Origin of the sequence: Caproicibacterium amylolyticum (assembly GCF_014467055.1) — a bacterium.
Taxonomy (GTDB): Bacteria; Bacillota; Clostridia; order Oscillospirales; family Acutalibacteraceae; genus Caproicibacterium; species Caproicibacterium amylolyticum.
On the sequence record NZ_CP060696.1, the window covers coordinates 1,237,476 to 1,258,471 of the forward strand.

Sequence of the window (20,996 nt, forward strand, 5' to 3'; positions counted from 1 at the left end):
TACTTCAGGTGTCCACTTATTTAATATAGATCCACACGATGATTTATGTATGGCGGCAGGAATGGGCTTACAGGGAATCAAATGCGGAATTAATTATCATTAAGGAGTGTGATAGAATGGTAGATATGACAAAACCATTTTGGTTTGAAGATGTTCCTTTTGAGCGTGAACACCAACAGCGTATTAGCAACGTGTTAGACATAAAGCAGTATTTTCTGAGAATGCATAAGGTGCTGAAACGTCCTGATTTTAAATTTAAAGGTGAAACCTATACAACTGCAAAGATTGTATTGCAAACATTAAAGATTATCGAAAATTTCCATGCTTCCTACATATTGGGCAATCCTATTTCAATCACAGGCGAGCAGAATATTGTAAAGGAATTCAATAGGATTTATAAAAAGGGGCGTTACAATACAGCAGATTATCAAATTGCACAGGATTTGGCAAAGTATGGTAATGCCTTTGAGTATGATTATATGGATAATAATGTAGTGAAACCTCACATCATTCCTAACGAGAGTGCTTATCCAGTTTATGATGATGCAGAAAATTATATTGCTTTTGTAGAATATTGGAAAGATGCCGATACAGGCACAGCACATTATTATGTATATTATCCTGATAAAGTGCAAATTTGGAAAGATAATGTAATGGTTTCTGAAAAACCAAACCTTACAGGATTGCCAATCCATTATGCGTCATTGGATAAGACAGCATATAATTTCTTTGGTGATAGTCCGATGAATGACTTAATTCCTATTATGGATAAAATTGAAAATCTGCTATCAAAGTTGGATGATGCTATTACTACATTATCAATGAATCCTCTTGGTGTTTGTGCTGGACGTGCTACAGATGCAAGTGTAAGTAAAGATATGTGCGGCGAAATGCTTGTATTTGAAGCAGGTGGCGGCTTTAAGTATGCTAGTGCTACACTGGATTATAATAGTATAAAACTGGAATTGGACAATCTTATCCAACAGTTGTATACAATCGCTTGTGTGCCGAGTGCAGTAGTAGGACAAAGCAATATTGCTAATGTAAGTGAAATTTCATTGAAATTGTTATTTAGTCAGAGCGACAACAGAGCGAAGCAAATGACTAAGGTGCTGAAAGATGGATTTTACCTGCGCTTTGAATATTTTAGGAAATTACTGGCATTACAAGGCAAGACATTTACAGATGATGATTTTGATGAAGTAGATGTCACATTCAATTACAATCGTCCAGTTGATACACAAAGCATGATTAACGAACTAAAGACACAATATGATATGGGTGCTATTTCTAAGCAAACAGTTATTGACCTTAGTCCATATACGACTAATACAGCGTTGGAGATGCAACGACTACAGGATAAAGATGAAGTCCCAATTCAGGACAACAAGAATGATGTAAAAATTTAGTGACGTATAGCACAGTTCCCATATTGCAATGCTATCCCCATAATGCTATAATATTCAACATGAGTTGTTACAAAAAATCATTATAAACAATGATATACGTCATGCCGAAAATGAAGCAAATTAGTATAATGAAACTTAAAAAGTCCAGTGTTTATGCGGGTTTCAAGGTTATTTGGCTTGTTAAATCCACATGATGTCCAGAATGTCTGGCACAACTGGGAAGCCCCTGAAACAGACGACGAAGAATAATATTCAGTTGCGTAAAGATGTGGTCCCCTGTTTGCATTGCAGACAGGGGACTTTGTTAGTCTAATAAACAGCGTGGCAAATGAATCACATAAATTCTATGATTCTATAATGAGTCTCAAAATCAAATCTCATGTTGAAACGTCTGCCAATATGTGATATAATTCGAGCATCTTAACAAAAGGGAAGATGAAAAAGATGAAAATAAAGTTGTATGTTAAACTTCAATTCAAAAATTCACTCCAATTCCGCTTCTTGAGGAAAGAATATGAAAGCAACTGCATTCCACATACAGGGGACTATATTGAGGATCCATATTTTGCAGAGCCGGATGGATTCGAGATTGCACGAACAATAATAAATTATCGAGATGATTACTGTAATGTCTATGTGAAGCCATTTGTAATTAATGACGATAACGAAGCCCAGATGGAACAGCAGATTGAGTTGGCAATGGCACAAAACTGGAAAATTGACTTAATTTAAAGTGGATACTTACAAAGCAAGTAAAAAGTGAAAATTTTAATTTTAGGAGCAAGCGGGTTGGTTGGCAGAGCGCTTCGGCAAAAACTCTTTGCCGAAGATGTTTGCGGTACATATTGCCGCCAGATTGATGCATATCATGCAGATGATAAGATGTTTCGGCTGGATGCAACAGATGGAAACAGATTTACAGAACTTCTGCAGGCCGTAAAACCGCAGGTCATCATTTCCTGTATGCGTGGTGACTTTGCGGCGCAGCTTTGCCTGCATAGGCGACTGACTAAATTTTTGAAAGGAAAAGAAGACAGCCGTCTGATTTACTTTTCCACTGCCAATGTGTTTGACAATTCCCTAACAGCACCACATTATGAAAATGATACGCTGGATGCCAAAAGCGAGTATGGCGTTTTTAAAATGCAGTGTGAAGCACTTTTGCGTGAAGCGCTTGGAAGTCGCTGTGTGATTTTGCGAATCCCGGAAGTTTGGGGAAAAGACTGCCCGCGGCTTTCTGCAATGAAAGCTATGGCGAAAAATGGGCAGGCAATTCATGTTTACGAAAATGATTTTCTTAACTATACGCTGGATTCGCAGATAGCTGACTGCGTACAGGAAATTTTACAGAAAGATTTGCGCGGCGTTTTTCATGTTGGTACCAGTGATATGTGCTCACATGCAGAATTTCGGCGAAAAATTGCCAAGCAGTTGCATCTTGCACCGCTGTTTGAAGCAGAACGTTCGGAGGAGAATGCTTTTCAAGCGGTGCTGACAGCCCGCAGTGATTTGCCGGCAGCGCAGTATTTTACCATAGATATGCTGTTGGACAGACTGTTTCAATCGGAATCAGTTTAAATCAATTTGGGCATAATAAATTTTCGATGGCAGGTATTGTCTGGCAGAAAACTTTATGCTATGATAGCCTATGAGAAGAATATTTTTGCTGGGGAGTAGGTACTCTACTCCTGTTTTTGTATCTGGAGGATTTATGATGAACGAAAATTTCAGTAATGGTCAAAATGGTGCGCCAATGTATCAGACACAGCCCCGCCGCAAAATGAGCACCGGCGGCATAATTGGTATCGGCATTCTGGTGGTCATTGTTATTTTGGTGATTGCATCCATCAGCACTTACAATGGTCTTGTAACCAAACGGCAGAATGTAAAAACACAGCTTTCACAGATTGACACGGAGCTGCAGCGCCGCAATGACCTGATTCCGAACCTTGTGAACACGGTGAAAGGTGCGGCAAATGTAGAAAAAAGCATCTATGACGACATTGCCAATGCACGCACAAAGCTGGCTGGTGCCAGTTCCGTAAAGGAAAAAGATGCAGCCAACACAGAACTGGACGGTGCAGTCAGCCGTTTGCTGGTCGTTGCGGAACAGTATCCAACGGTGCAGTCCAACAGTCAGTTCCGTGACCTGACCGTGGAACTGGAAGGAACGGAAAACCGTATCCGCCAGACACGCGGCAAGTACAATACCGCAGCAGGAGAGTACAATGCGGATATTCAAAAATTCCCGACAAGCCTGATTGCAAATATGACCGGTTTTCGGGAGGCGGATCTTTTCAAGGCAGATGACTCGGCTACCAAAGTACCAACCGTGGACTTTTCCAGCAGTACTGCGTCCACAAAATAAGAGGGCAGTTAGGGTGGAAAAATCATGAAACAAGGAATCAAACGGTTGGCATGCGCTTTTTTGTGTGTTCTGGTGTTTGCTGCTTCTGGCATTGCGGCTTTTGCTGACGGTATTCAGGTACCAGAGCCTACCACAAACTTTGCAAATGACTTTGCCGGAGTTCTTTCCCAAAGTACCAAAGACCAAATCAATGCGGAAAGCAAAAAACTGGAAAAAGAAAAGGGAATCCAGTTCGTCGTAGTAACCGTGGAGAATCTAAACAATGAGTCTGTTGAAGACTATGCGAATGCACTTTTCAGCAAGTGGGGCATTGGCAGCAAAGAAACAGATAAAGGGCTGCTTTTGCTGCTTTCAACAGGTGACAGAAAGGATAAGATTGAAGTCGGCAACGGCCTGCAGGGCGACTTGACAGATGTAGAAGCAAAGGATTTATTGGATACTGGAAAATCTTATCTGAAGAAAAATGACTTTGATGCCGGTATCCGTGAGATTTATGTAAAGACGCTTGGGAAATTGGGCATAGAAGCATCAGAGATTTCAGCTCCGGAAAATAAAGAGGAGAATAATATTCCAAAGTCATTTGTAAAAGTAGGTACTGTAGTTTTTATTCTCATTATTGTACTTCTCAGCCTTTTTGGTGGTCGGCATCATCACCATCATTATTTTGGCGGCGGTTTCGGTGGCTTCGGTGGTTTTGGTGGCTTTAATGGCAACGACGATACATTTTTCGGCGGTTCCTCCGGTGGGGGCGGTGGCTTCGGCGGCTTTTCCGGTGGGGGCGGTTCCTCAGACGGCGGCGGCGCGTCAGGCAGCTTTTAAAATGTTAATATTTACAAAAGACCGGATAACAAAGACAGTGAAAATTGTCTTTATTATCCGCCCTTTTTTATAGCAGGGCTCCAGAAGCGGGAATGAATCAACATGAAATCATTTGGACAGCAGCGGAGCAACAAAGCAGCCATTTTCAAAATAAGCTTTCTGTGATATGATAAAAGCAGAAAGAAGGATGAAAATGGATTATACAGACTACATACTGGACCAGTTGAAACATTTAACAGCGATTGACAGCCCCAGCGGCTTTACGGCCGCTGTAACGGATTATACCGTCGACCAACTGAAAAGACTCGGCTTTGCGCCGCACAAGACCAACAAAGGCTGCGTGGTGTGCGAGCTTGGCGGTGAGGAACACCCGGTTATCCTTTCCGCACATATTGACACACTCGGCGGGATTGTTGCGCAGGTGAAGGCAAACGGACGTCTGCGCATTACAAATATTGGCGGGCTGAACGCCAATAACTGCGAAACAGAAAACTGCAAAATTTATACTCGTTCCGGCAAGGTTTACGATGGTACACTCCAGATGAACGATCCCTCTATTCATGTAAACGGTGATTACTCCAAACAGGAGCGTACTTTTAAAGGTATGGAAGTCGTCCTTGATGAGGATGTCGCAAAGAAAGAAGATACAGAGGCTCTGGGTATCTGCAATGGTGACTTTGTCTGCTTTGACCCGCGCACAACGGTGACGAAGAGTGGTTACATTAAGAGCCGATTCCTGGATGATAAGCTTTCGGTTGCTATTTTGCTGGGTTTTGCGAAAAAGATTCGTGACGAACAGCTCCAGCTTAAACGCAAGGTCTATGTTTTTATTACGGTTTACGAAGAAGTCGGTCATGGTGCCTGCGGGGCACTGCCTGCGGATGCAGAAGAAATTCTCAGCGTGGACATGGGATGTGTTGGCGAAGGATTGGAGTGCACTGAGCGGAAAGTCAGCATTTGTGCGGAGGATTCCGGTGGTCCGTATGATTACAGCGTAACAACGGAACTGGTAAACTGCGCAAAGCAAGGTGGGCTGGATTATGCGGTGGATATTTATCCGCACTACGGTTCTGACGCAGAGGCAGCGCTTTTTGCTGGCTATGATCTGAAGCATGGCTTGATCGGTGCGGGTGTATATGCTTCCCACGGCTATGAACGCTCCCATGTAAATGGTGTAAAAAACACGTTTGAACTGCTGAATCTGTACTTGAAGCAAAGCTGAAAAACAAAGCGAACCTGTCCCGGCGCAAATGCACTGAGGCAGGTTCGCTTTTTATACGTTTTTTCATGTGCGAATAGTAATCGAACAGCTGCTTCTGTCAAACACACTGTATTTTTGTCAGAGGAAATGCTGAAAAATTTGCCAACAGCATTTAATAAATCCATGAATGAAATTGCACTGCAAGGCGGGCGGAGAAGCACAAACTTTCTGACTGCTTTTGTGGTGGTGCAGTGTATAAAAAGCGTAGATAGAGATAACTAACTATCGTAAAATTGATAAAACGATATATCTTTTACACTATTAAATAGTAAAAATGAACGAAATCAAGAAAACTATGTGTAATTTTATTATATTATATTATATTTTTTCAAACCCATTGACTTGCTCATCAGGGTAGGATATAATTATAGTAAATTTACAAGTCAATTATTCAATACGTGTGAAATGAATGAATTTTGAGTCGATTTATTTTTACTAGCAAAAACATTTTTGAATAATTATGACTCAGCTGTGAACTGTTCGAAATAATTTGATGAGAGGAAACTCAAAATGAAGAAACTGAAAGAACTGAAAATCAAGCAAAAATTAGCCGGCAGTTTTATAACAATGATCATTCTGATTTTGATACTGTCATTTATCAGTGTTTTTGCGATGAACCGCCTTGTGAATACGGAAGCAGAAATGCAGGGACGCATGGATTCGCTGCCTGTCCTTACAGAAGTCATGCAGGATTCGCTGTCGATTCAATCTGTAGGTAATGCGGCAGTTTTGAATGGAAATAATGCAAGTGAGTATCAGGAACTTACCAAACGGCTGGATACCTACACTGCAGATTATAAAACAAAGCATGCAGCGTTGATGCAGACTGTGAAAACTGCAGAGTGGCAGGAAAAGCTGAATGCTGCGGAAAAGTTGTATGAAAACAGTTACGAGCCTAAATTAAAGCAGGCCATTGAGGCCGCACAGGGAGCAGGCAGTACTTCCAGTGCATCCAGCCTGCTGAAAGAGGCCAGCACTGTTGGTGACCAGATTCTAAACACATATCAGCAGTTTATGAGTGTCCGCCAACAGAATTCTAAGACAAGTTACGATGAAAATACTGCAGAAACAAGAATAATCTTTATTGTGATATTGATTATCGCTGCGTTCAGCCTTGTCGTTGCGGTTACTTTGGAGGTACGAATCACCAAATCAATCAGCAAACCGCTGAATGAACTTTCTGATTCTGCTGTTCAGCTTTCGTATGGCAACTTGAAAGCTCGGTCTAATTATATATCCGAGGATGAGATTGGTGTTGCATCAGCTGCATTAAATGATTCGTTTGCTTCTTTGCAGGATGTTGTCAGTGAAGTTTCTCAAATCTTAGAGGATATTTCAAAAGGTAAGTGCGACCACACCGAAGTGCGTACCTACAAAGGCGACTTTGCTCCGATTTCCAAGGCACTGAACATTATTCTCAATAACCTGAATGAGATATTCACCTCTATCAATGAATCCGCAGCACAGGTCGAAAGCGGCTCCAGCGAAGTTGCAAACGGTGCGCAGGCACTGGCGCAGGGTGCAACTGAGCAGGCCAGTTCTGTGGAGGAGCTTTCCTCCCAGATTGAGGAAGTCTCCAAGAAAGTACAGGAGAATTCAACAGGTATTACGGCCATTGCATCGGAAATGAATTCTGCTGCATCCCAAGCTGAAACCGGCAACGAGCAGATGAATGAGATGCTTACGGCTATGAACAACATTGCAACTTCTTCTGAAGAAATCGGCAAGATTATTAAAGTGATTGACAACATTGCGTTCCAGACCAACATTTTGGCACTGAACGCATCTGTTGAAGCGGCTCGCGCGGGGGCAGCAGGAAAAGGTTTTGCTGTTGTTGCAGAAGAAGTCCGCAACTTGGCCAGCCGTTCTGCTGATGCTGCAAAGCAGACTTCTGTGCTGATTGCAAGCTCAACTGGTAAAGTACAGGATGGCCTGACGCTGGCTGATAATACAGCGAAAGCGCTGTCAGAAATTGCAGAAAGCATTCAGACAATTAATACGAAGATTAATGACATTGAGAATGCATCTACTGCACAGGCAACCGCGATTTCGCAGATTAATCTGGGCGTGGAGCAGGTTTCCGCGGTTATCCAGACCAATTCTGCGACAGCACAGCAGAGCGCCGCAGCGAGCGAGGAACTTTCCAAACAGGCAGAGAACCTCAAAGGGGAAATCAACTGGATTCAGCTGCGCAAATAAAAAATTACATATGCAGGCCGCTGCAGAGTATGTCTTTGCAGCGGCCTGTTTTTTATTGCAGCAGACTTGAAAAAATACAGCAGGGGGAGTATGCTGTTAATGATATTAGAGATTAATACAGAATTACAGATTTATATAAGAATCATTTGGAGGTGCTTTTATTGAGTGACCAGAGGGTAAAAACCAGAGCAGAAATTGCCGCCAGTGATAAATGGGCGATTGAAAAAATTTATCCTGACACAAAAGCGTGGAGGGCAGATTTTGAACAGCTGAAAGCAGAGGCAGAAAAATTGCCGCAGTTCAGCGGAAAACTGAACAAAGCTGACCAGTTGCTGGCGTTCTTCAAGCTGGATGAAAAGGTTTCCAGAACAGCCGGTAAACTTGCGGAATATGCCAACCGGCGTGCCGACGAAGATACTGCTAACGCAGAATTCATTGCGCTGCGTGCAGAAATCAACGCGTATTTGTCGGAATTGGCGGCAAAAGAAGCATACTTTGAGCCGGAAATTCTTTCTTATCCGGAGAGAACCGTCGAGCAGGAACTAAAAGAACAGCCGGCACTGGGACTTTACCGTTTTGCGCTGGAGCAGATTTTAAAGAAAAAGCCGCATACACTGGACAGCCGCAGTGAAACACTGTTGGCAGCAGTTTCTGACTGTCTGGAGGGACCCTCCAATGCTTATGATTTCCTGACGGATGCGGATATGACATTCCCTGAAATCCACAATGAGGATGGCCAGTTGGTTGAGCTGACAGAGAGCACTTATCACCGCTTCATCACTTCCAAAGACCGGCAGGTGCGCAAGGAGGCATTTCAGGCGCTGTTCAATACCTATGGAAAGTACCAGAATACTTTTGCTTCCTTGCTGACCTCTTCCGTAAAAAACTTTGTTTTTATGGCAAAGCAGCATCATTATACCTCTGCTTTGCAGTGCTCGCTTGCCCCAAACAATATTCCAACGGAAGTTTACCATACAGCGCTGAAAACCATTAACGCCCATTTGAATTCACTCCATCGTTATGTGAGCTTGAAAAAAAAGCTGCTGAAGCTTTCTGATATGCACATGTATGACCTGTATGTGCCGGTCATCGATGTACCAGAAAGGCATTACGAATTTGATGAGGCGGTGCAGACGGTAAAGGAGGGTCTGGCACCGCTCGGCAAAGAATACCTTGATTTGTTCAGCAAAGGCATTGAAAGTGGCTGGGTTGACCGCTATCCGAACAAAGGCAAGTGTTCCGGTGCATATTCCTCTGGCTGCTATGATGTGCAGCCTTATGTTCTGCTGAATTTCAACTATGACCTTAACAGTGTTTCTACGCTGGCACATGAAATGGGTCACTCGCTGCACACTTATTACTCCACGAAAAATCAGCCGTATATTTACTCGGATTATTCTCTTTTCTGTGCAGAAACAGCCTCTACTACCAATGAAGCACTGCTGATTCACCACCTGATTGACAAGGAAACCGACCAAAACCGGAAGCTGTATCTGATTAATTCCCAGCTTGAGCAGATTCGCACTACGGTGTTCCGTCAGCTGCTGTTTGCAGAGTTTGAACTTTTCACGCACGAAAAAGCGGAAGCAGGTGTGCAGCTGACAGCGAAGGAACTGCGTGCTTTCTGGCATGATGTCAACGTGAAATACTATGGCCCCGAAATGACGGTCGATTCCGAAAATGATATGGAGTGGGCAAGGATTCCGCATTTTTACCGCGACTTCTATGTGTATCAGTATGCAACCGGTTATGCTGCTGCCAATTCCTTCAGCCGCATGATTCTGAGCGGGGGAGAAGATGCTGTCGAGAAGTACAAAGGCTTCCTTAAGAGTGGCAGCAGTGATTACCCAATCAATGTGCTGCGCAAAGCCGGTGTGGACATGGCAACCGCCAAGCCGATGGAAGACGTGATCCACACCTTTGACGAACTGTTGGATATGCTGGAACGTGCTCTGTAAACGCTTCAGAGCAGAAGAATGTGTTTTGAATACTGTCGCACTGGGGTGCAAAATTGCAGCTGCGGGAACCTGCTTCACAAAAATGAAACAGTATCCGTAAAGTCTTTCTACGGAATAAAATACGAATAAAGACAGGGCAGCTACTGGAATTGGTGGCTGCCCTGTCTTGTGCCCTGCTAATTGAGAATATGAAATTTTATGGGGGTTTTGCTGATGTCAAATTTGCCGAAGGAATTGCGCTTTTATTATGGAGTTGTAGGTTCCTCAAAAACCGCAAATGCGCTTATGACACGTTATAATTACCAGGAGAAAGGTTACAGCGTTCTGCTGATGAAGCCAAGCGTAGATACGCGGGATGGGTACAATATCGTAAAGTCCCGCATCGGATTGGAAGCAGAAGCGGTCATTGTTGAGCCGGGGCAGTCGCTGACTGCGTACTTTGAGCATCATTCGCTGCCGGACGTTATTATTGCCGATGAGGCACAGTTCTTTACAGCACAGCAGGTGGAAGAATTCAAAGACATCAGTGCGCGCATTCCAGTGTACTGTTACGGTTTAAAGGTGGATTTTCGGACACAACTTTTTGAGGGAAGCAGGCGGCTGTTGGAGCTTGCGGATACCTGTATTGAAATTGAAGCACTGTGCAGATGCGGCAATAAAGCAACTGTCAATGCCCGCTTTGACAGTGCCGGAAATATCATTCGGGAGGGCAGCCAGATCCTTTTGGGCGGTAATGATACCTACCTTGCCATGTGCTATCATTGCTGGAAACGTGTGAATAATGTTCACGAAAAAGAAGAATCGCAAATTGTACATGCAGTGAAATAATCAGGAATAAGAGTGCCGCTATATATGTAAAAGTGCAGGTTTAAATCTGCACTGTCAACAGCCAGGAAGCAACAATGATAATGTTGCCAAGAAGCAGAACCTTTTTTGCTTTTTGTGCGCCTTTCCATTCGCCGGTCTTTAGCCCCCACAGATTGCTGACCACCAGCGCCAGAGCGTTGAAAATCAGCCAGCAGATGCTGCTGCCAGCATCGCCTATCTTTTTTGCAGCGATTCCATACAGTGCCAGTGCAGCCAACCATACCAGAGATGTAAGGAAAAGGATTCCGCTTCTGCCCACTGCGCCTTTGCAGGCAAAAGTATGCCATGTTTTCTTTTTAAATAGCAGCACGGTGCAGCAGAGGATGGAAGCTGCCATACCGCCAGTCAGCACAGGCAGCCACTGCACAGCGGCTGCGGCAGTGGAATCAGCTGCGGCTTTTCCCAGCGGAGCAGCTTTGTCAAAACCAACGTTCATGATCCCGGAGCACAGCCCAGAAATAACGGCGAGCCGGATGCCAAGCTTTGTATTGCCGCTTTTTTGTGCCTGCTCTTTCATCAATCCGGCTTTTGTAATCACAGCAATACCAAGCAGCGTCAGCAGCAGTCCACCGGCTAAAAAGCCAACGGATGATGCAGACGGCTGCTTTCCGGAAAGGCAGAATGGAAGCACTGAACCGATTGCCGCGGAGGTTCCCATATTGATGCCAAAGCAAAGTGAAATTCCAATCAGCAGTACTGATTTTGAAAACGCAATAGTGGAAACACCCCAAACCACACCGCACAAAAATGGCAGCCACAGTTTGCCAAATCCGGCCTGTACCAAAAGTGGGAACAATTCCGGCTGAGCAGCAGCGGCCCAACCAATCGAAACCAGAAGGCAGAACAGTGAGTAAATCCACCAGAAAGCTTCCCAAGAAAGCGGAGCATATTTTTTGTAGCCGAGCCCGAAACTTCCTTGACAGATTCCGGAGAGCAGAAGCAGCAGGTAAGCAGTGATCATGTTGGCATCTCTTTTCAAAAATTATGTTGCAGTCTGCTCTTTATTATAACAGAGCGTAAGCGTATGTAAATACGCCGGAACGACCTGTTTCTTTGAAAAGTGTCGCATTCTTCGCAGCTTTGTGTTATAATCGCCTTTAAAGCTGGAAATGGAGGAGAGCAGCATGCAGACAACCTTGCAGCTTGCAGATATGGAATTGGACTTTCCATTCGAGTGTCTTAAAATACGGGTTTGTAAATTTACGAAGGAAACTTTTGAATGCTCTTTTCCCCGACATCATCATGGCAAGTATTACTATGAACTGCACCTGGTGTACAGCGGCCGCGGAACACTGCGGACTGACAACGAAACTTACCCTCTGTATGCAGGTTGTATCTATATGACTGGCCCAAATTTCTACCATGAACAGCAGACCGATGTATCGGACTGCATGAAAGAATATTGTTTTGGATTCAGCGCAATGAAGCAAAAAAATAAATCGGATTCATGCGAAAGCCATGCTCTGCAGGATACTGCTTTCTGGATTTCAACAGATTCCGGCTGCTTTTTGCGGTCATTCGACAGAATTGCGGCAGAATGTGAAAACCATCGCTTTGGATTTGCGGAAGTTATTCGTAATGAACTGGAGGTGGTTCTTATCCAACTGGTACGGTGCTATTTTGGAAACCAGCAGCCGGCGGAGCACATGATTACGGTGTCTGCAGACAGACGTGTCAATTTAATTGATGAGATGTTTTTGCAGCATTGCACTGACATAACAGAAGAACAACTTAGCCGGCTGCTGCATATCAGTGTGCGGCAGCTGCAGCGCTTTTTAGTGAACCAGTATGGGAAAACATTTTCCCAGATGAAAAAAGAGGCAAGGCTTGACCGTGCACAGGCGCTGCTGCGGAAGGGCTGCACCTTGAGCGAAGCGGCAGACAGCACAGGGTACACCGATATTCGGTATTTTGCACAGCTTTTAAAGCATTTTCAAAAGAAGAGTATACATGAAAAGCAGCAGTGACCAGATATCACTGCTGCTTTTCATAGGGTTCAATTTTTATTATATGTGAAGTGTTTTTGGCAGCTAACAGGAACCGGTGAGTTGTTCCTTCCAATACACCGGTTTTGGTTAGAATCTGATGCGTTTTGCATGGCTGTAGAAAGCAGTGTTCTACTCAGAAATATTGGAATTCCAAGCAGCTAAAAAACGCCTGCTCCGGTTTGCCGGGGCAGGCGCAGCAAGAACAATTTGGTTTTAGGCAGCTTTAAACTCACGGCTGACCAGTTCAGAACCATCTGCATTTAGATAGCGTACCACTACGACCGGGTTTTCAACATTGGCGGCCAGCTTCAGGGAAGAGGCAATATTTTCAAAGGTGGAGGATTGTTTTTCCAGAGCAGCGCTAAGTGCCTTAGCATCAACCTTCTGTGCCTTAGTAAAGGTGTAGGTGTAAATAAGCTTATTTCCTTCTCCAGTTACTTTGATGTCAAGACCCTGTTTTGCCATGGAAGCGGTCAGCGTGGAAAGCTGTGACTGCATTTCAGGTGAGTTTACATACTCTTCCAGAGATGCAAACTTGCTGCTTGTATCTGCGGCAGAAGTATCTTCGGAATTTTCCTGATCCTCACTGCTGTCAGCTGCGGAGGAACTTTCAGCTTGACTGCTTTCTGCAGATGATACAGACGCTGTGCTGCTGGAAGATACCGCGGCAGAGGCAGAGGGTGCAGTACCACCACAGGCAGTCATAGACAGAACCATAGCAGCAGCGACTGCTGCCAAGGCGATGTTTTTCAGTAATTTTTTCATAAATTTTCTCCATTTCTTAACAAATTGTTTATATTATACTAAAATCAAGACGGCAAAGTCAAGAAATAACTGCCAGTCATTATGTATCCGTGGGAAAAAACGAAACGGCCAATGACCAGAAAAAACTCAATTACAGGAGTTACTCCAGAAATATATGGCAATCAGCTTATAAATGCAGGAAAATATTTTACTTTATTGGATAAAATTACTGCACAAAAAGTTGAGTTCTAAATTTCTTCTTGTTTGAATGAATTTTTTATTTAATAAATAGAAATTTTTAAAACAATGGTATTTGGGGACAAACTGTCGTTTAATTCTTTTGAAATTCCGTTTTGCAGTGTAAAAACAAGGTGAATGCAGGTCTTGCTTTTATGACAATAATGCCCTTAAAATCCAGGTTCATCACTAGACGTTCATGATAAAATTTTATTAAACGCGGTTGCTGCTTGCTGACGTGATATGGGCAGTGTTAGTGCTTTTATTCAAATGAGAGGGCAGGGATTATGATGGAGGCTGCAGGTTTGCAGAATAGTACAATGCAGGCGGCAAAACCAGTGCGGTATGAGTTCTTAGACGCTCTACGAGGAATCATTCTGCTGAGCATGATTGTGTACCATACTGTGTGGGACCTTGTCAATTTGTTTCAGATTTCACTGCCTTGGTATCAAGGTCAGGGTGGGTTCCTTTGGCAGCAGAGCATTTGCTGGGGATTCATTCTGCTTTCCGGCTTTTGCTGGCCATTTGGTCACAAACCGCTTAAACGTGGTCTCACAGTATTTGCCGCCGGACTGTTGGTTACTGCTGTAACCGTTTTACTTATGCCAAATGACCGTATCGTTTTTGGCGTTTTGACCTTCTTAGGTTCTGCAATGCTGCTGATGATTCCCTGTGAAAAGATTTTGCGAAAAGTTCCACCCGTGGCAGGGTTGATTTGCAGTATGGTTTTGTTTTTGCTGTTGCTGAATTTGAAAACTGGCAGTATCGGTATCGGCGGATGGAAGCTGGCGACAGTGCCACAGCAGCTATATCATGGTTATTTTTCGACTTATCTTGGATTTTTGGATGCTGGTTTTTATTCAGCAGATTATTTTCCGCTGCTGCCTTGGATCCTTTTGTTTTTTGTCGGTTATTTTTTGCATCGGGCAGTGGGGAAAAGGGGAATGGAGCACCAGCTGCTTCATGTGCAAATTTATCCGCTGAACGTTTTGGGAAAACATACCTTGATCCTTTATATGCTGCATCAGCCGGTCATTTATCTGCTTTTGGCAGCTGCGTTTAAAAAAATGCCGTAACCTTACTTTCCTGCTGAAACATCTCCTGCTTTGTAGTGGAAGGACTGTTTGCAATTTTTGCCGAAATGTGCTATAAAGACAATAAGAGATTAGAAGCTTGAGTGCATGAAGGTGCTTACAGGTGTGCTTTCAGCAAGAAATTTATGAATGAAGAAAGCGGGATAAAGGTATGAGTGAGAAATTTACGAAGCTGACTTTGATAAAAGAAGTTGCGATTTTCTGCGGCGCTTCAGTAGTAAAGTGCCTATCAGGTGTTGCCTGCGATATGCTGAATATCCTGCAGGGAATTGCGGAGTCCAATGGAGAAGCGGCAGATGAACTTGCTGCATGGACCGGGGAAGCTGTACTCAATTAACAAACGGCTGCGGTGTATAGAAAGCAGCGCACAAGAATAAAAAAATTCCACTGCTTATTGCGGCAGTGGAATTTTTTATTCTGTCACTTAGCGTGAAGCGCAGCCAAGTGCGTACTGCTTTGGGGAAATGCCAACCAGTTTGGTGAAACTCTTTACAAAGTTAGCATAGTCATTAAAACCGCAGTCTTCACAGGCGGCAGTCACACTGCTGCCTTGGGCAAGTAGAGATTTTGCAATACTGATGCGGCGGGCAGTGAGATACTTTACAATCGTGGTGCCGGTTTCCAGTTTAAATATGCGGCAAAGGTAGGACTTACTGATGAAGAAGGCGGCAGCCAGCCGGTCCAGTGCTAAGGACTGGGTAATATGCTGGTTTAGGTATTCTATAATTTTTGTTACCAGTTCATTATATTGAAATGGCTGTTCGGCTGTGATACTCTGGTTTTCCAGAAATTTTTGGTTGACCAGAACCATTAACTCCACAAGTGCCGCCTCGGAAAGCAGGTCTTCACCAAAGCCGCGAGTGCTGGTAATTTTATGAACATAGTAAATGAACCGCTTTTGCGCATCCTTTTCAAGGCGCAGCCTGTTTTCGCCGGCTCGATTTTGCCGGCGAAAACAGGCTGTTAAATCAGTTTGTGCAGAAGAAAGCTGCTGCAGATATGCAGGATAAATCGACAGTACAATACGCTCATGCGCCATGGCATCCACCTGCTGCAGGTAATGGCTTTCATATTGGTTAATGACAAACAAGTCCCCAGGCTCGATGCCATAACATTGGCCGCCAATTAAAAATTTTTTGCCGCCGGCGATTGAAAAGTACAGCTCATAACAATCGTGCACATGCAGATTCATGGTCTTTTCTTCGCTGAATAAATAAGCGACCGAAAAGGTCTTTTGCGTGATGCAGTGCTGTACAGCTTCTTTACAGTTGCTGAATGCGGTCATTTAAGGCGCCCCCTGTGTGCAGTAAATTACAGTATCAGTTTAGCACCGGGGTTCAACAAATGCAATATTTTATAGAATTATCGCAAAGAATTTGCAAATATAAAATGTTATACTACTCTTAAAGCGGCAGGGCCGTACAAAAAACAGCATAAAAAGGGAAGTAATCAACATGGATATTCGCTATTCTGTGAATCCGAAAGATGTGCAGCGCTATAATACAGAGGAACTGCGGCGGGAATTTCTGATACAGAATCTTTATAGGCCGGATGAAGTGACTGCTGTTTACAGCCATGTGGACCGGATGGTCACACTTGGCTGTATGCCGGTGCACGGCCAGGTTTTCATTGACAAAGGTATGAACGTATGGAAAAACTTTGGCACTGCGTATTTTTTGGAGCGGCGCGAAATCGGTATCTTTAATATCGGCGGCAGCGGGCGCATTACAGCAGACGGCGTGGTTTATCCGCTGGCCTACAAAGACTGCCTTTACATAACACAGGGTACCAAAGAGGTCCTTTTTGAGAGCGACGACAGTGCTTTCCCTGCCAAGTTTTATATGGTTTCCGCACCGGCACACTGCGCGTATAAAACACGCTTAATTACCATTCAGGAGGCGGCAAAACGTCCGCTGGGCGATACAGCCACCAGCAATAAGCGCGTGATTAACCAGTTTATTCACCCGGATGTGCTGCAGACTTGCCAGCTCTCGATGGGCATGACGGTATTGGAACCGGGTAGTGTCTGGAATACCATGCCTGCACATACACATGAGCGCCGCATGGAAATTTACACATACTTTGAGGTACCGGAAAATCAGGCAGTTTTTCACATGATGGGGCAGGGGCAGGAAACACGCCATATCCTTGTGCACAACGAAGAAGCGGTTATCAGTCCATCCTGGAGCATCCACGCAGGCGCCGGTACCAGCAACTACACTTTTATTTGGGCTATGGGCGGCGAAAATCAGGCCTTTGATGATATGGACAATATTGCGATTGCAGATCTTCGATAACTGCGGAAAGGAAAATCATGCCGTCAATCAAGTTAAAGGTACTCAACCGGCAGGGAAATACACTGGCGGCCAGCAGCATGGGCGAGAGGGCCAGCCTGCGGCACACGGCCCCCTACTGTGAGGGTGATAAAATCGCACTGGAAACTGATACCGCGGGACTTTTTTGTGTTGTACAGTTTGAGGACAGTATGGCGCCGGCACTCATTTTTGTAAAGGGAATCAGCGCTGAATTTTGTATTCCACCGGAGGATAACCGTAAAAATTATTCTCCTAAGAGTTTCACCGGAAGCTGCCACCTGATTCGCGCACGTGTGGCAGCAAAAGAAAATTTGCAGATGCGGCACTGTTTGTCTTATAATCCTTATGATGAACATGGAGAGCATGGTTTCTTTCCGCACGCTGCTGCGAATGTGGAAACACGCGGTGAGGCGGTTTTTGCGGCACGGAATGCGATTGATGGTATTTTTGAAAATACCGCGCACGGTGCATATCCATACCAAAGCTGGGGAATCAACCGTGACCCGAATGCGCAGCTGACCATCGATTTTGGCAGGAAGGTTACAGCGGACGAAGTGCGGCTGACATTGCGTGCAGACTTTCCGCACGACAATTATTGGGAAACAGCGGTGTTGGCTTTTGATGACGGAAGTGAAGAAATGCTTTCTCTGCGAAAGACCGGTGAAACACAGGTTTTTACTTTGCAGCCCAGAACGATTTGTAAGGTTACTCTGCGGAAATTAAGGATGGCAGAGGGGGAGTCGCCTTTTCCGGCTTTGACACAGATAGAATTGTACGGTACAGAAGCGGAGCAATAGAATTTTTGCAGAATTGCAGGAGGAATTGAAAAGCAATGTGGAAGCAATATCACTTTACCGAACAGGATTTTTCAGCGAAAGCGTTTGCGCAGACATCTTTGCTGAAACTTTTGGAGCCATTGAAATCGTTTTACAGTGAGAGCGGCGCACGACTTTCACTTGGCGTGACCAGTACCTTGTATGAAAATGATACCATTCCCATGGAAGCTTTTGCACGGCCGCTTTGGGGTTTGGTGCCGTTTTGGGCGGGCGGCGGCAAAAACGAGGTGTTTGAGTCAATTTATCGGCGCGGCCTTGCTGCCGGTTCCAATCCAAAAAACCCGGACTACTGGCATGAATGTCACGATTACGATCAAAAATTTTGTGAAATGGCTGTGATCGCTTACGGCATGCTGTTTGCACGGGAGCAGGTTTGGAATCCGCTTTCTGAACAGGAAAAGGCGAATCTTACAGAATGGCTGTGGGAAATCAACCGCCACGAGTGCTGCGCCTGCAACTGGCAGTGGTTTGCAATCCTTACGAACCTTGCACTGTATAAATGCGGTCAGCCTTACAGCAAAGAACGCATGGAGTCCGGACTCGCCATGCTGGAAAGCTATTATGATCAAGGCGGTTGGTACAACGATGGAAACGGCGGCGAAAAAGACTATTACAATCCTTTCGTTATGGTGAGCTATGGCCTTTTCTATTCCATATTTATGGGAAAAGAGGAGCCAGAGCGGTGTGCACGTTTTTGCCAGCGTGCAAAAGAGTTTGCTAAGGATTATATTTATTGGTTTTCAGCAGAGGGGCCGTCTATCGCCTATGGGCGCTCGATGACTTACCGCTTTGCGCAGGCGGAGTTTTTCTCTATCAGCTTGCTGGCGGGGGTAGAGGTGCTTCCGCTGCCGGTTGTGAAAGGAATTTTGGTGCGGCACCTGACATGGTGGCTGAACCAGCCGATTTTTGACAATGCGGGTGTACTGACTATTGGTTATGCCTATCCCAATTTGCAGATGTCAGAAAGTTACAATGGCCCCGGTTCACCGTATTGGGCTTTGAAAGCATTTGCATTCCTTGCTTTGCCGGATGATCATCCATTCTGGAACGCGGAGGCTGCACCGCTGCCGCAGTTGGAAAAGCAAAAATTTCTGCCGAATGCCGACATGATTTTACAGCATGGAAATGGTGATGCTGTGGCACTTGTGCCGGGGCGCACACAAACAGACGGACACAGCCATTCCATTGAAAAATACTCCAAATTTGCCTATTCCGCAAAGTATGCATTCAGTATTGCACGGTCACAAATGACTTTGGCGGAACTTGCGCCGGACAGCATGCTGGCCTTTCAGGTTTATGGCTGCTGTTTTGTGAAAAACGCGGCGGAAAGCACAAAGATAAGTGCTGATGGAGTTGTTTGCTCCTGGTCGCCGATTGAAGGGATTCAGGTTACAACACACATTGTTCCGAATGCACGCGGACACCTGCGTATTCATGAAGTAACCAGTAATGTAGACTGTACTGCATGCGACTGTGGATTTGCAATTCCGACAGATGACCGCTGTGAGTTTAGCTGTAAAGAGCAAGCGGCGTTTGCCGAGGTGCGCAGTGCAGGGGGATACTGCAAAGCCGAAGCGGGTTCAGCAAATGGCTGCGGCAAAGTGCTTGTGCCGGATCCAAACACCAATTTGAATGCACCGAAAACAGCGATTCCCATGGTCGTCTATCAAATTCACAAAGGCACGCAGGAACTGCGTACCCAGATCACGTATTTTGAGCAGGAGTGAACCATATGCAGGACTTTTTGACACAGGAAGAAAGAAAGTGGGCAGAAGACTCCTTTTCAAAACTTTCCCAAAAGCTGGAGGCGGAGTGCGGCCGACTGAAAAATAAAATTCCGTACATTGCCGAGGACGGACATTATCAAATTGACTGGGCGGAAAAAGACATCGCGTGGTGGACAAACGGTTTTTGGGGCGGTATTCTGTGGCAGATGTACCACGCAACTGGGAAGGCATGCTACCGGAACAGCGCGGTGCATCTGGAGGAACAGCTTGACCGTGCGCTGCAGGACTTTACGGCGCTGAACCATGACGTTGGCTTTATGTGGATGCACACAGCGGTTGCAGATTACCGGCTGACCGGAAACCACCAGTCACTTGTTCGTGGTGAACACGCGGCAAGCCTGCTGCTGGGGCGGTTTAATCCACTTGGCAATTACATCTGCGCATGGAACGAAAATCGACCGGGCTGGATGATTATTGACTGCCTGATGAATCTTTCACTGCTGTACTGGGCAGGGGAGCGGGAAAAGGACCCGCGTTTTGCCGCGGCAGCCTGCCGCCATGCGGATACGGCACTGGAAAAGCTGATGCGGCCGGATGGTTCCTGCAGCCACATTGCTATTCTTGACCCGCAGACCGGTGAACTGCTGGAAACGCCGGGCGGGCAGGGCTATGCCGCCGGTTCCTCCTGGTCACGCGGGCAGGCATGGGCGGTTTACGGCTTTGCAATTAGTTATGTACATACCGAAGAAATACGTTATTTAGATGCCGCAAAGCGTGCAGCGCACTATTTCCTGACAAATGCGGCGGCAACAGAGTATCTGCCGCTTTGTGATTTCCGCGCACCGGAAAAGCCAATCTATTATGACGCAACCGCCGGTGCCTGTGCAGCATGCGGCTTGTTGGAAATTGCGAAACATGTTTCAGAAACAGAAAAGCGGCTCTATCAGACTGGCGCACTGCGCTTGCTGTGTGCTTTAGATGAACGCTGCTGTGACTGGAATCCCGCACATGACGGCATTGTAGGAAATGGCAAGGTCGATTACCACGGCGGCACAGAGCAGCAAAGCCTGATTTACGGTGATTACTTTTATTTGGAGGGGATTCTGCGGCTGCTTCAAAAGGATTTCTTTATCTGGTAAACGCAGCGGCGAACAGAATCGGCGGGCAGATTAAT

Annotated in this window: 19 protein-coding genes; 16 read left to right on the top strand and 3 right to left on the bottom strand. The window is 45.2% G+C overall.

Annotated features, from left to right (window positions below; translation table 11 throughout):
• The first annotated feature begins 116 nt into the window (after positions 1-116).
• From H6X83_RS05910 to H6X83_RS05950, 9 genes are all read left to right on the top strand, one after another.
• Positions 117-1,409 carry a phage portal protein gene (locus H6X83_RS05910; RefSeq protein WP_212508206.1) on the top strand — a complete coding sequence of 431 codons (1,293 nt, stop codon included), beginning with the start codon at positions 117-119 and terminating at the stop codon, positions 1,407-1,409.
• 435 nt (positions 1,410-1,844) lie between these two features.
• Positions 1,845-2,141: a hypothetical protein gene (locus tag H6X83_RS05915; RefSeq protein WP_212508207.1), complete on the top strand. Its 297-nt coding sequence runs from the start codon at positions 1,845-1,847 to the stop codon at positions 2,139-2,141.
• A gap of 27 nt (positions 2,142-2,168) precedes the next feature.
• Positions 2,169-2,987, top strand: a complete 819-nt coding sequence (locus H6X83_RS05920) for a sugar nucleotide-binding protein (protein WP_212508208.1) — start codon at positions 2,169-2,171, stop codon at positions 2,985-2,987.
• Positions 2,988-3,189: 202 nt separating this feature from the next.
• A complete protein-coding gene (locus H6X83_RS05925) occupies positions 3,190-3,777 on the top strand; it encodes a LemA family protein (RefSeq protein ID WP_212508506.1) in 588 nt (195 codons plus the stop codon).
• Positions 3,778-3,801: 24 nt separating this feature from the next.
• Positions 3,802-4,596, top strand: coding sequence for a TPM domain-containing protein (locus H6X83_RS05930; RefSeq protein WP_212508209.1), 795 nt, complete (start codon positions 3,802-3,804; stop codon positions 4,594-4,596).
• Between the two features lie 193 nt (positions 4,597-4,789).
• Complete coding sequence (locus H6X83_RS05935; protein WP_343063141.1) at positions 4,790-5,818, top strand: M42 family metallopeptidase; 1,029 nt, start codon at positions 4,790-4,792, stop codon at positions 5,816-5,818.
• A gap of 549 nt (positions 5,819-6,367) precedes the next feature.
• Positions 6,368-8,056, top strand: coding sequence for a methyl-accepting chemotaxis protein (locus H6X83_RS05940; protein ID WP_212508211.1), 1,689 nt, complete (start codon positions 6,368-6,370; stop codon positions 8,054-8,056).
• Between the two features lie 161 nt (positions 8,057-8,217).
• Entirely contained in the window at positions 8,218-10,014 is a 1,797-nt protein-coding gene (gene pepF, locus H6X83_RS05945; protein WP_212508212.1) for an oligoendopeptidase F, read from the top strand.
• A 213-nt stretch (positions 10,015-10,227) separates the two neighbouring features.
• Positions 10,228-10,842, top strand: coding sequence for a thymidine kinase (locus H6X83_RS05950; protein ID WP_212508213.1), 615 nt, complete (start codon positions 10,228-10,230; stop codon positions 10,840-10,842).
• 40 nt (positions 10,843-10,882) lie between these two features.
• Here the strand turns inward: H6X83_RS05950 and H6X83_RS05955 are convergent, their stop codons facing one another.
• Positions 10,883-11,842, bottom strand: coding sequence for an L-rhamnose/proton symporter RhaT (locus H6X83_RS05955; protein ID WP_212508214.1), 960 nt, complete (start codon positions 11,840-11,842; stop codon positions 10,883-10,885).
• A 163-nt stretch (positions 11,843-12,005) separates the two neighbouring features.
• On the opposite strand from H6X83_RS05955, the gene H6X83_RS05960 reads away from it, so the two are divergent.
• Positions 12,006-12,848 carry a helix-turn-helix domain-containing protein gene (locus tag H6X83_RS05960; protein ID WP_212508215.1) on the top strand — a complete coding sequence of 281 codons (843 nt, stop codon included), beginning with the start codon at positions 12,006-12,008 and terminating at the stop codon, positions 12,846-12,848.
• A gap of 234 nt (positions 12,849-13,082) precedes the next feature.
• Here H6X83_RS05960 and H6X83_RS05965 read toward each other — a convergent pair whose 3' ends face one another.
• The gene (locus tag H6X83_RS05965) at positions 13,083-13,634 is read right to left on the bottom strand and encodes a DUF4854 domain-containing protein (protein ID WP_212508216.1); all 552 of its coding nucleotides are present in this window, start codon (positions 13,632-13,634) and stop codon (positions 13,083-13,085) included.
• Positions 13,635-14,155: 521 nt separating this feature from the next.
• Between H6X83_RS05965 and H6X83_RS05970 the strand changes: the two genes are divergently transcribed.
• Positions 14,156-14,926: a heparan-alpha-glucosaminide N-acetyltransferase gene (locus tag H6X83_RS05970; protein WP_246419543.1), complete on the top strand. Its 771-nt coding sequence runs from the start codon at positions 14,156-14,158 to the stop codon at positions 14,924-14,926.
• Between the two features lie 169 nt (positions 14,927-15,095).
• The gene (locus tag H6X83_RS05975; protein WP_212508217.1) at positions 15,096-15,281 is read left to right on the top strand and encodes a hypothetical protein; all 186 of its coding nucleotides are present in this window, start codon (positions 15,096-15,098) and stop codon (positions 15,279-15,281) included.
• Between the two features lie 87 nt (positions 15,282-15,368).
• Here the strand turns inward: H6X83_RS05975 and H6X83_RS05980 are convergent, their stop codons facing one another.
• On the bottom strand, positions 15,369-16,229 hold the full coding sequence (locus H6X83_RS05980; RefSeq protein WP_212508218.1) for an AraC family transcriptional regulator: 861 nt from the start codon (positions 16,227-16,229) through the stop codon (positions 15,369-15,371).
• 169 nt (positions 16,230-16,398) lie between these two features.
• On the opposite strand from H6X83_RS05980, the gene kduI reads away from it, so the two are divergent.
• From kduI to H6X83_RS06000, 4 genes are read left to right on the top strand one after another with little or no spacing between them, the layout of a single operon-like run.
• On the top strand, positions 16,399-17,241 hold the full coding sequence (gene kduI, locus H6X83_RS05985; protein ID WP_212508219.1) for a 5-dehydro-4-deoxy-D-glucuronate isomerase: 843 nt from the start codon (positions 16,399-16,401) through the stop codon (positions 17,239-17,241).
• Between the two features lie 17 nt (positions 17,242-17,258).
• Entirely contained in the window at positions 17,259-18,056 is a 798-nt protein-coding gene (locus H6X83_RS05990; RefSeq protein WP_246419545.1) for a carbohydrate-binding protein, read from the top strand.
• Between the two features lie 35 nt (positions 18,057-18,091).
• Positions 18,092-19,822 carry a DUF2264 domain-containing protein gene (locus H6X83_RS05995; RefSeq protein ID WP_212508220.1) on the top strand — a complete coding sequence of 577 codons (1,731 nt, stop codon included), beginning with the start codon at positions 18,092-18,094 and terminating at the stop codon, positions 19,820-19,822.
• A gap of 5 nt (positions 19,823-19,827) precedes the next feature.
• Positions 19,828-20,961, top strand: a complete 1,134-nt coding sequence (locus H6X83_RS06000) for a glycoside hydrolase family 88 protein (RefSeq protein ID WP_212508221.1) — start codon at positions 19,828-19,830, stop codon at positions 20,959-20,961.
• The last annotated feature ends 35 nt before the right edge of the window (positions 20,962-20,996 follow it).

Coding starts and splice junctions, on each gene's coding strand:
- H6X83_RS05910 (WP_212508206.1), top strand. CDS start 117: ATGGTAGATATGACAAAACCATTTTGGTTTGAAGATGTTCCTTTTGAG.
- H6X83_RS05915 (WP_212508207.1), top strand. CDS start 1,845: ATGAAAAAGATGAAAATAAAGTTGTATGTTAAACTTCAATTCAAAAAT.
- H6X83_RS05925 (WP_212508506.1), top strand. CDS start 3,190: ATGAGCACCGGCGGCATAATTGGTATCGGCATTCTGGTGGTCATTGTT.
- H6X83_RS05930 (WP_212508209.1), top strand. CDS start 3,802: ATGAAACAAGGAATCAAACGGTTGGCATGCGCTTTTTTGTGTGTTCTG.
- H6X83_RS05935 (WP_343063141.1), top strand. CDS start 4,790: ATGGATTATACAGACTACATACTGGACCAGTTGAAACATTTAACAGCG.
- H6X83_RS05940 (WP_212508211.1), top strand. CDS start 6,368: ATGAAGAAACTGAAAGAACTGAAAATCAAGCAAAAATTAGCCGGCAGT.
- H6X83_RS05950 (WP_212508213.1), top strand. CDS start 10,228: ATGTCAAATTTGCCGAAGGAATTGCGCTTTTATTATGGAGTTGTAGGT.
- H6X83_RS05955 (WP_212508214.1), bottom strand. CDS start 11,842: ATGATCACTGCTTACCTGCTGCTTCTGCTCTCCGGAATCTGTCAAGGA.
- H6X83_RS05960 (WP_212508215.1), top strand. CDS start 12,006: ATGCAGACAACCTTGCAGCTTGCAGATATGGAATTGGACTTTCCATTC.
- H6X83_RS05965 (WP_212508216.1), bottom strand. CDS start 13,634: ATGAAAAAATTACTGAAAAACATCGCCTTGGCAGCAGTCGCTGCTGCT.
- H6X83_RS05975 (WP_212508217.1), top strand. CDS start 15,096: ATGAGTGAGAAATTTACGAAGCTGACTTTGATAAAAGAAGTTGCGATT.
- H6X83_RS05980 (WP_212508218.1), bottom strand. CDS start 16,229: ATGACCGCATTCAGCAACTGTAAAGAAGCTGTACAGCACTGCATCACG.
- kduI (WP_212508219.1), top strand. CDS start 16,399: ATGGATATTCGCTATTCTGTGAATCCGAAAGATGTGCAGCGCTATAAT.
- H6X83_RS05990 (WP_246419545.1), top strand. CDS start 17,259: ATGCCGTCAATCAAGTTAAAGGTACTCAACCGGCAGGGAAATACACTG.
- H6X83_RS05995 (WP_212508220.1), top strand. CDS start 18,092: ATGTGGAAGCAATATCACTTTACCGAACAGGATTTTTCAGCGAAAGCG.
- H6X83_RS06000 (WP_212508221.1), top strand. CDS start 19,828: ATGCAGGACTTTTTGACACAGGAAGAAAGAAAGTGGGCAGAAGACTCC.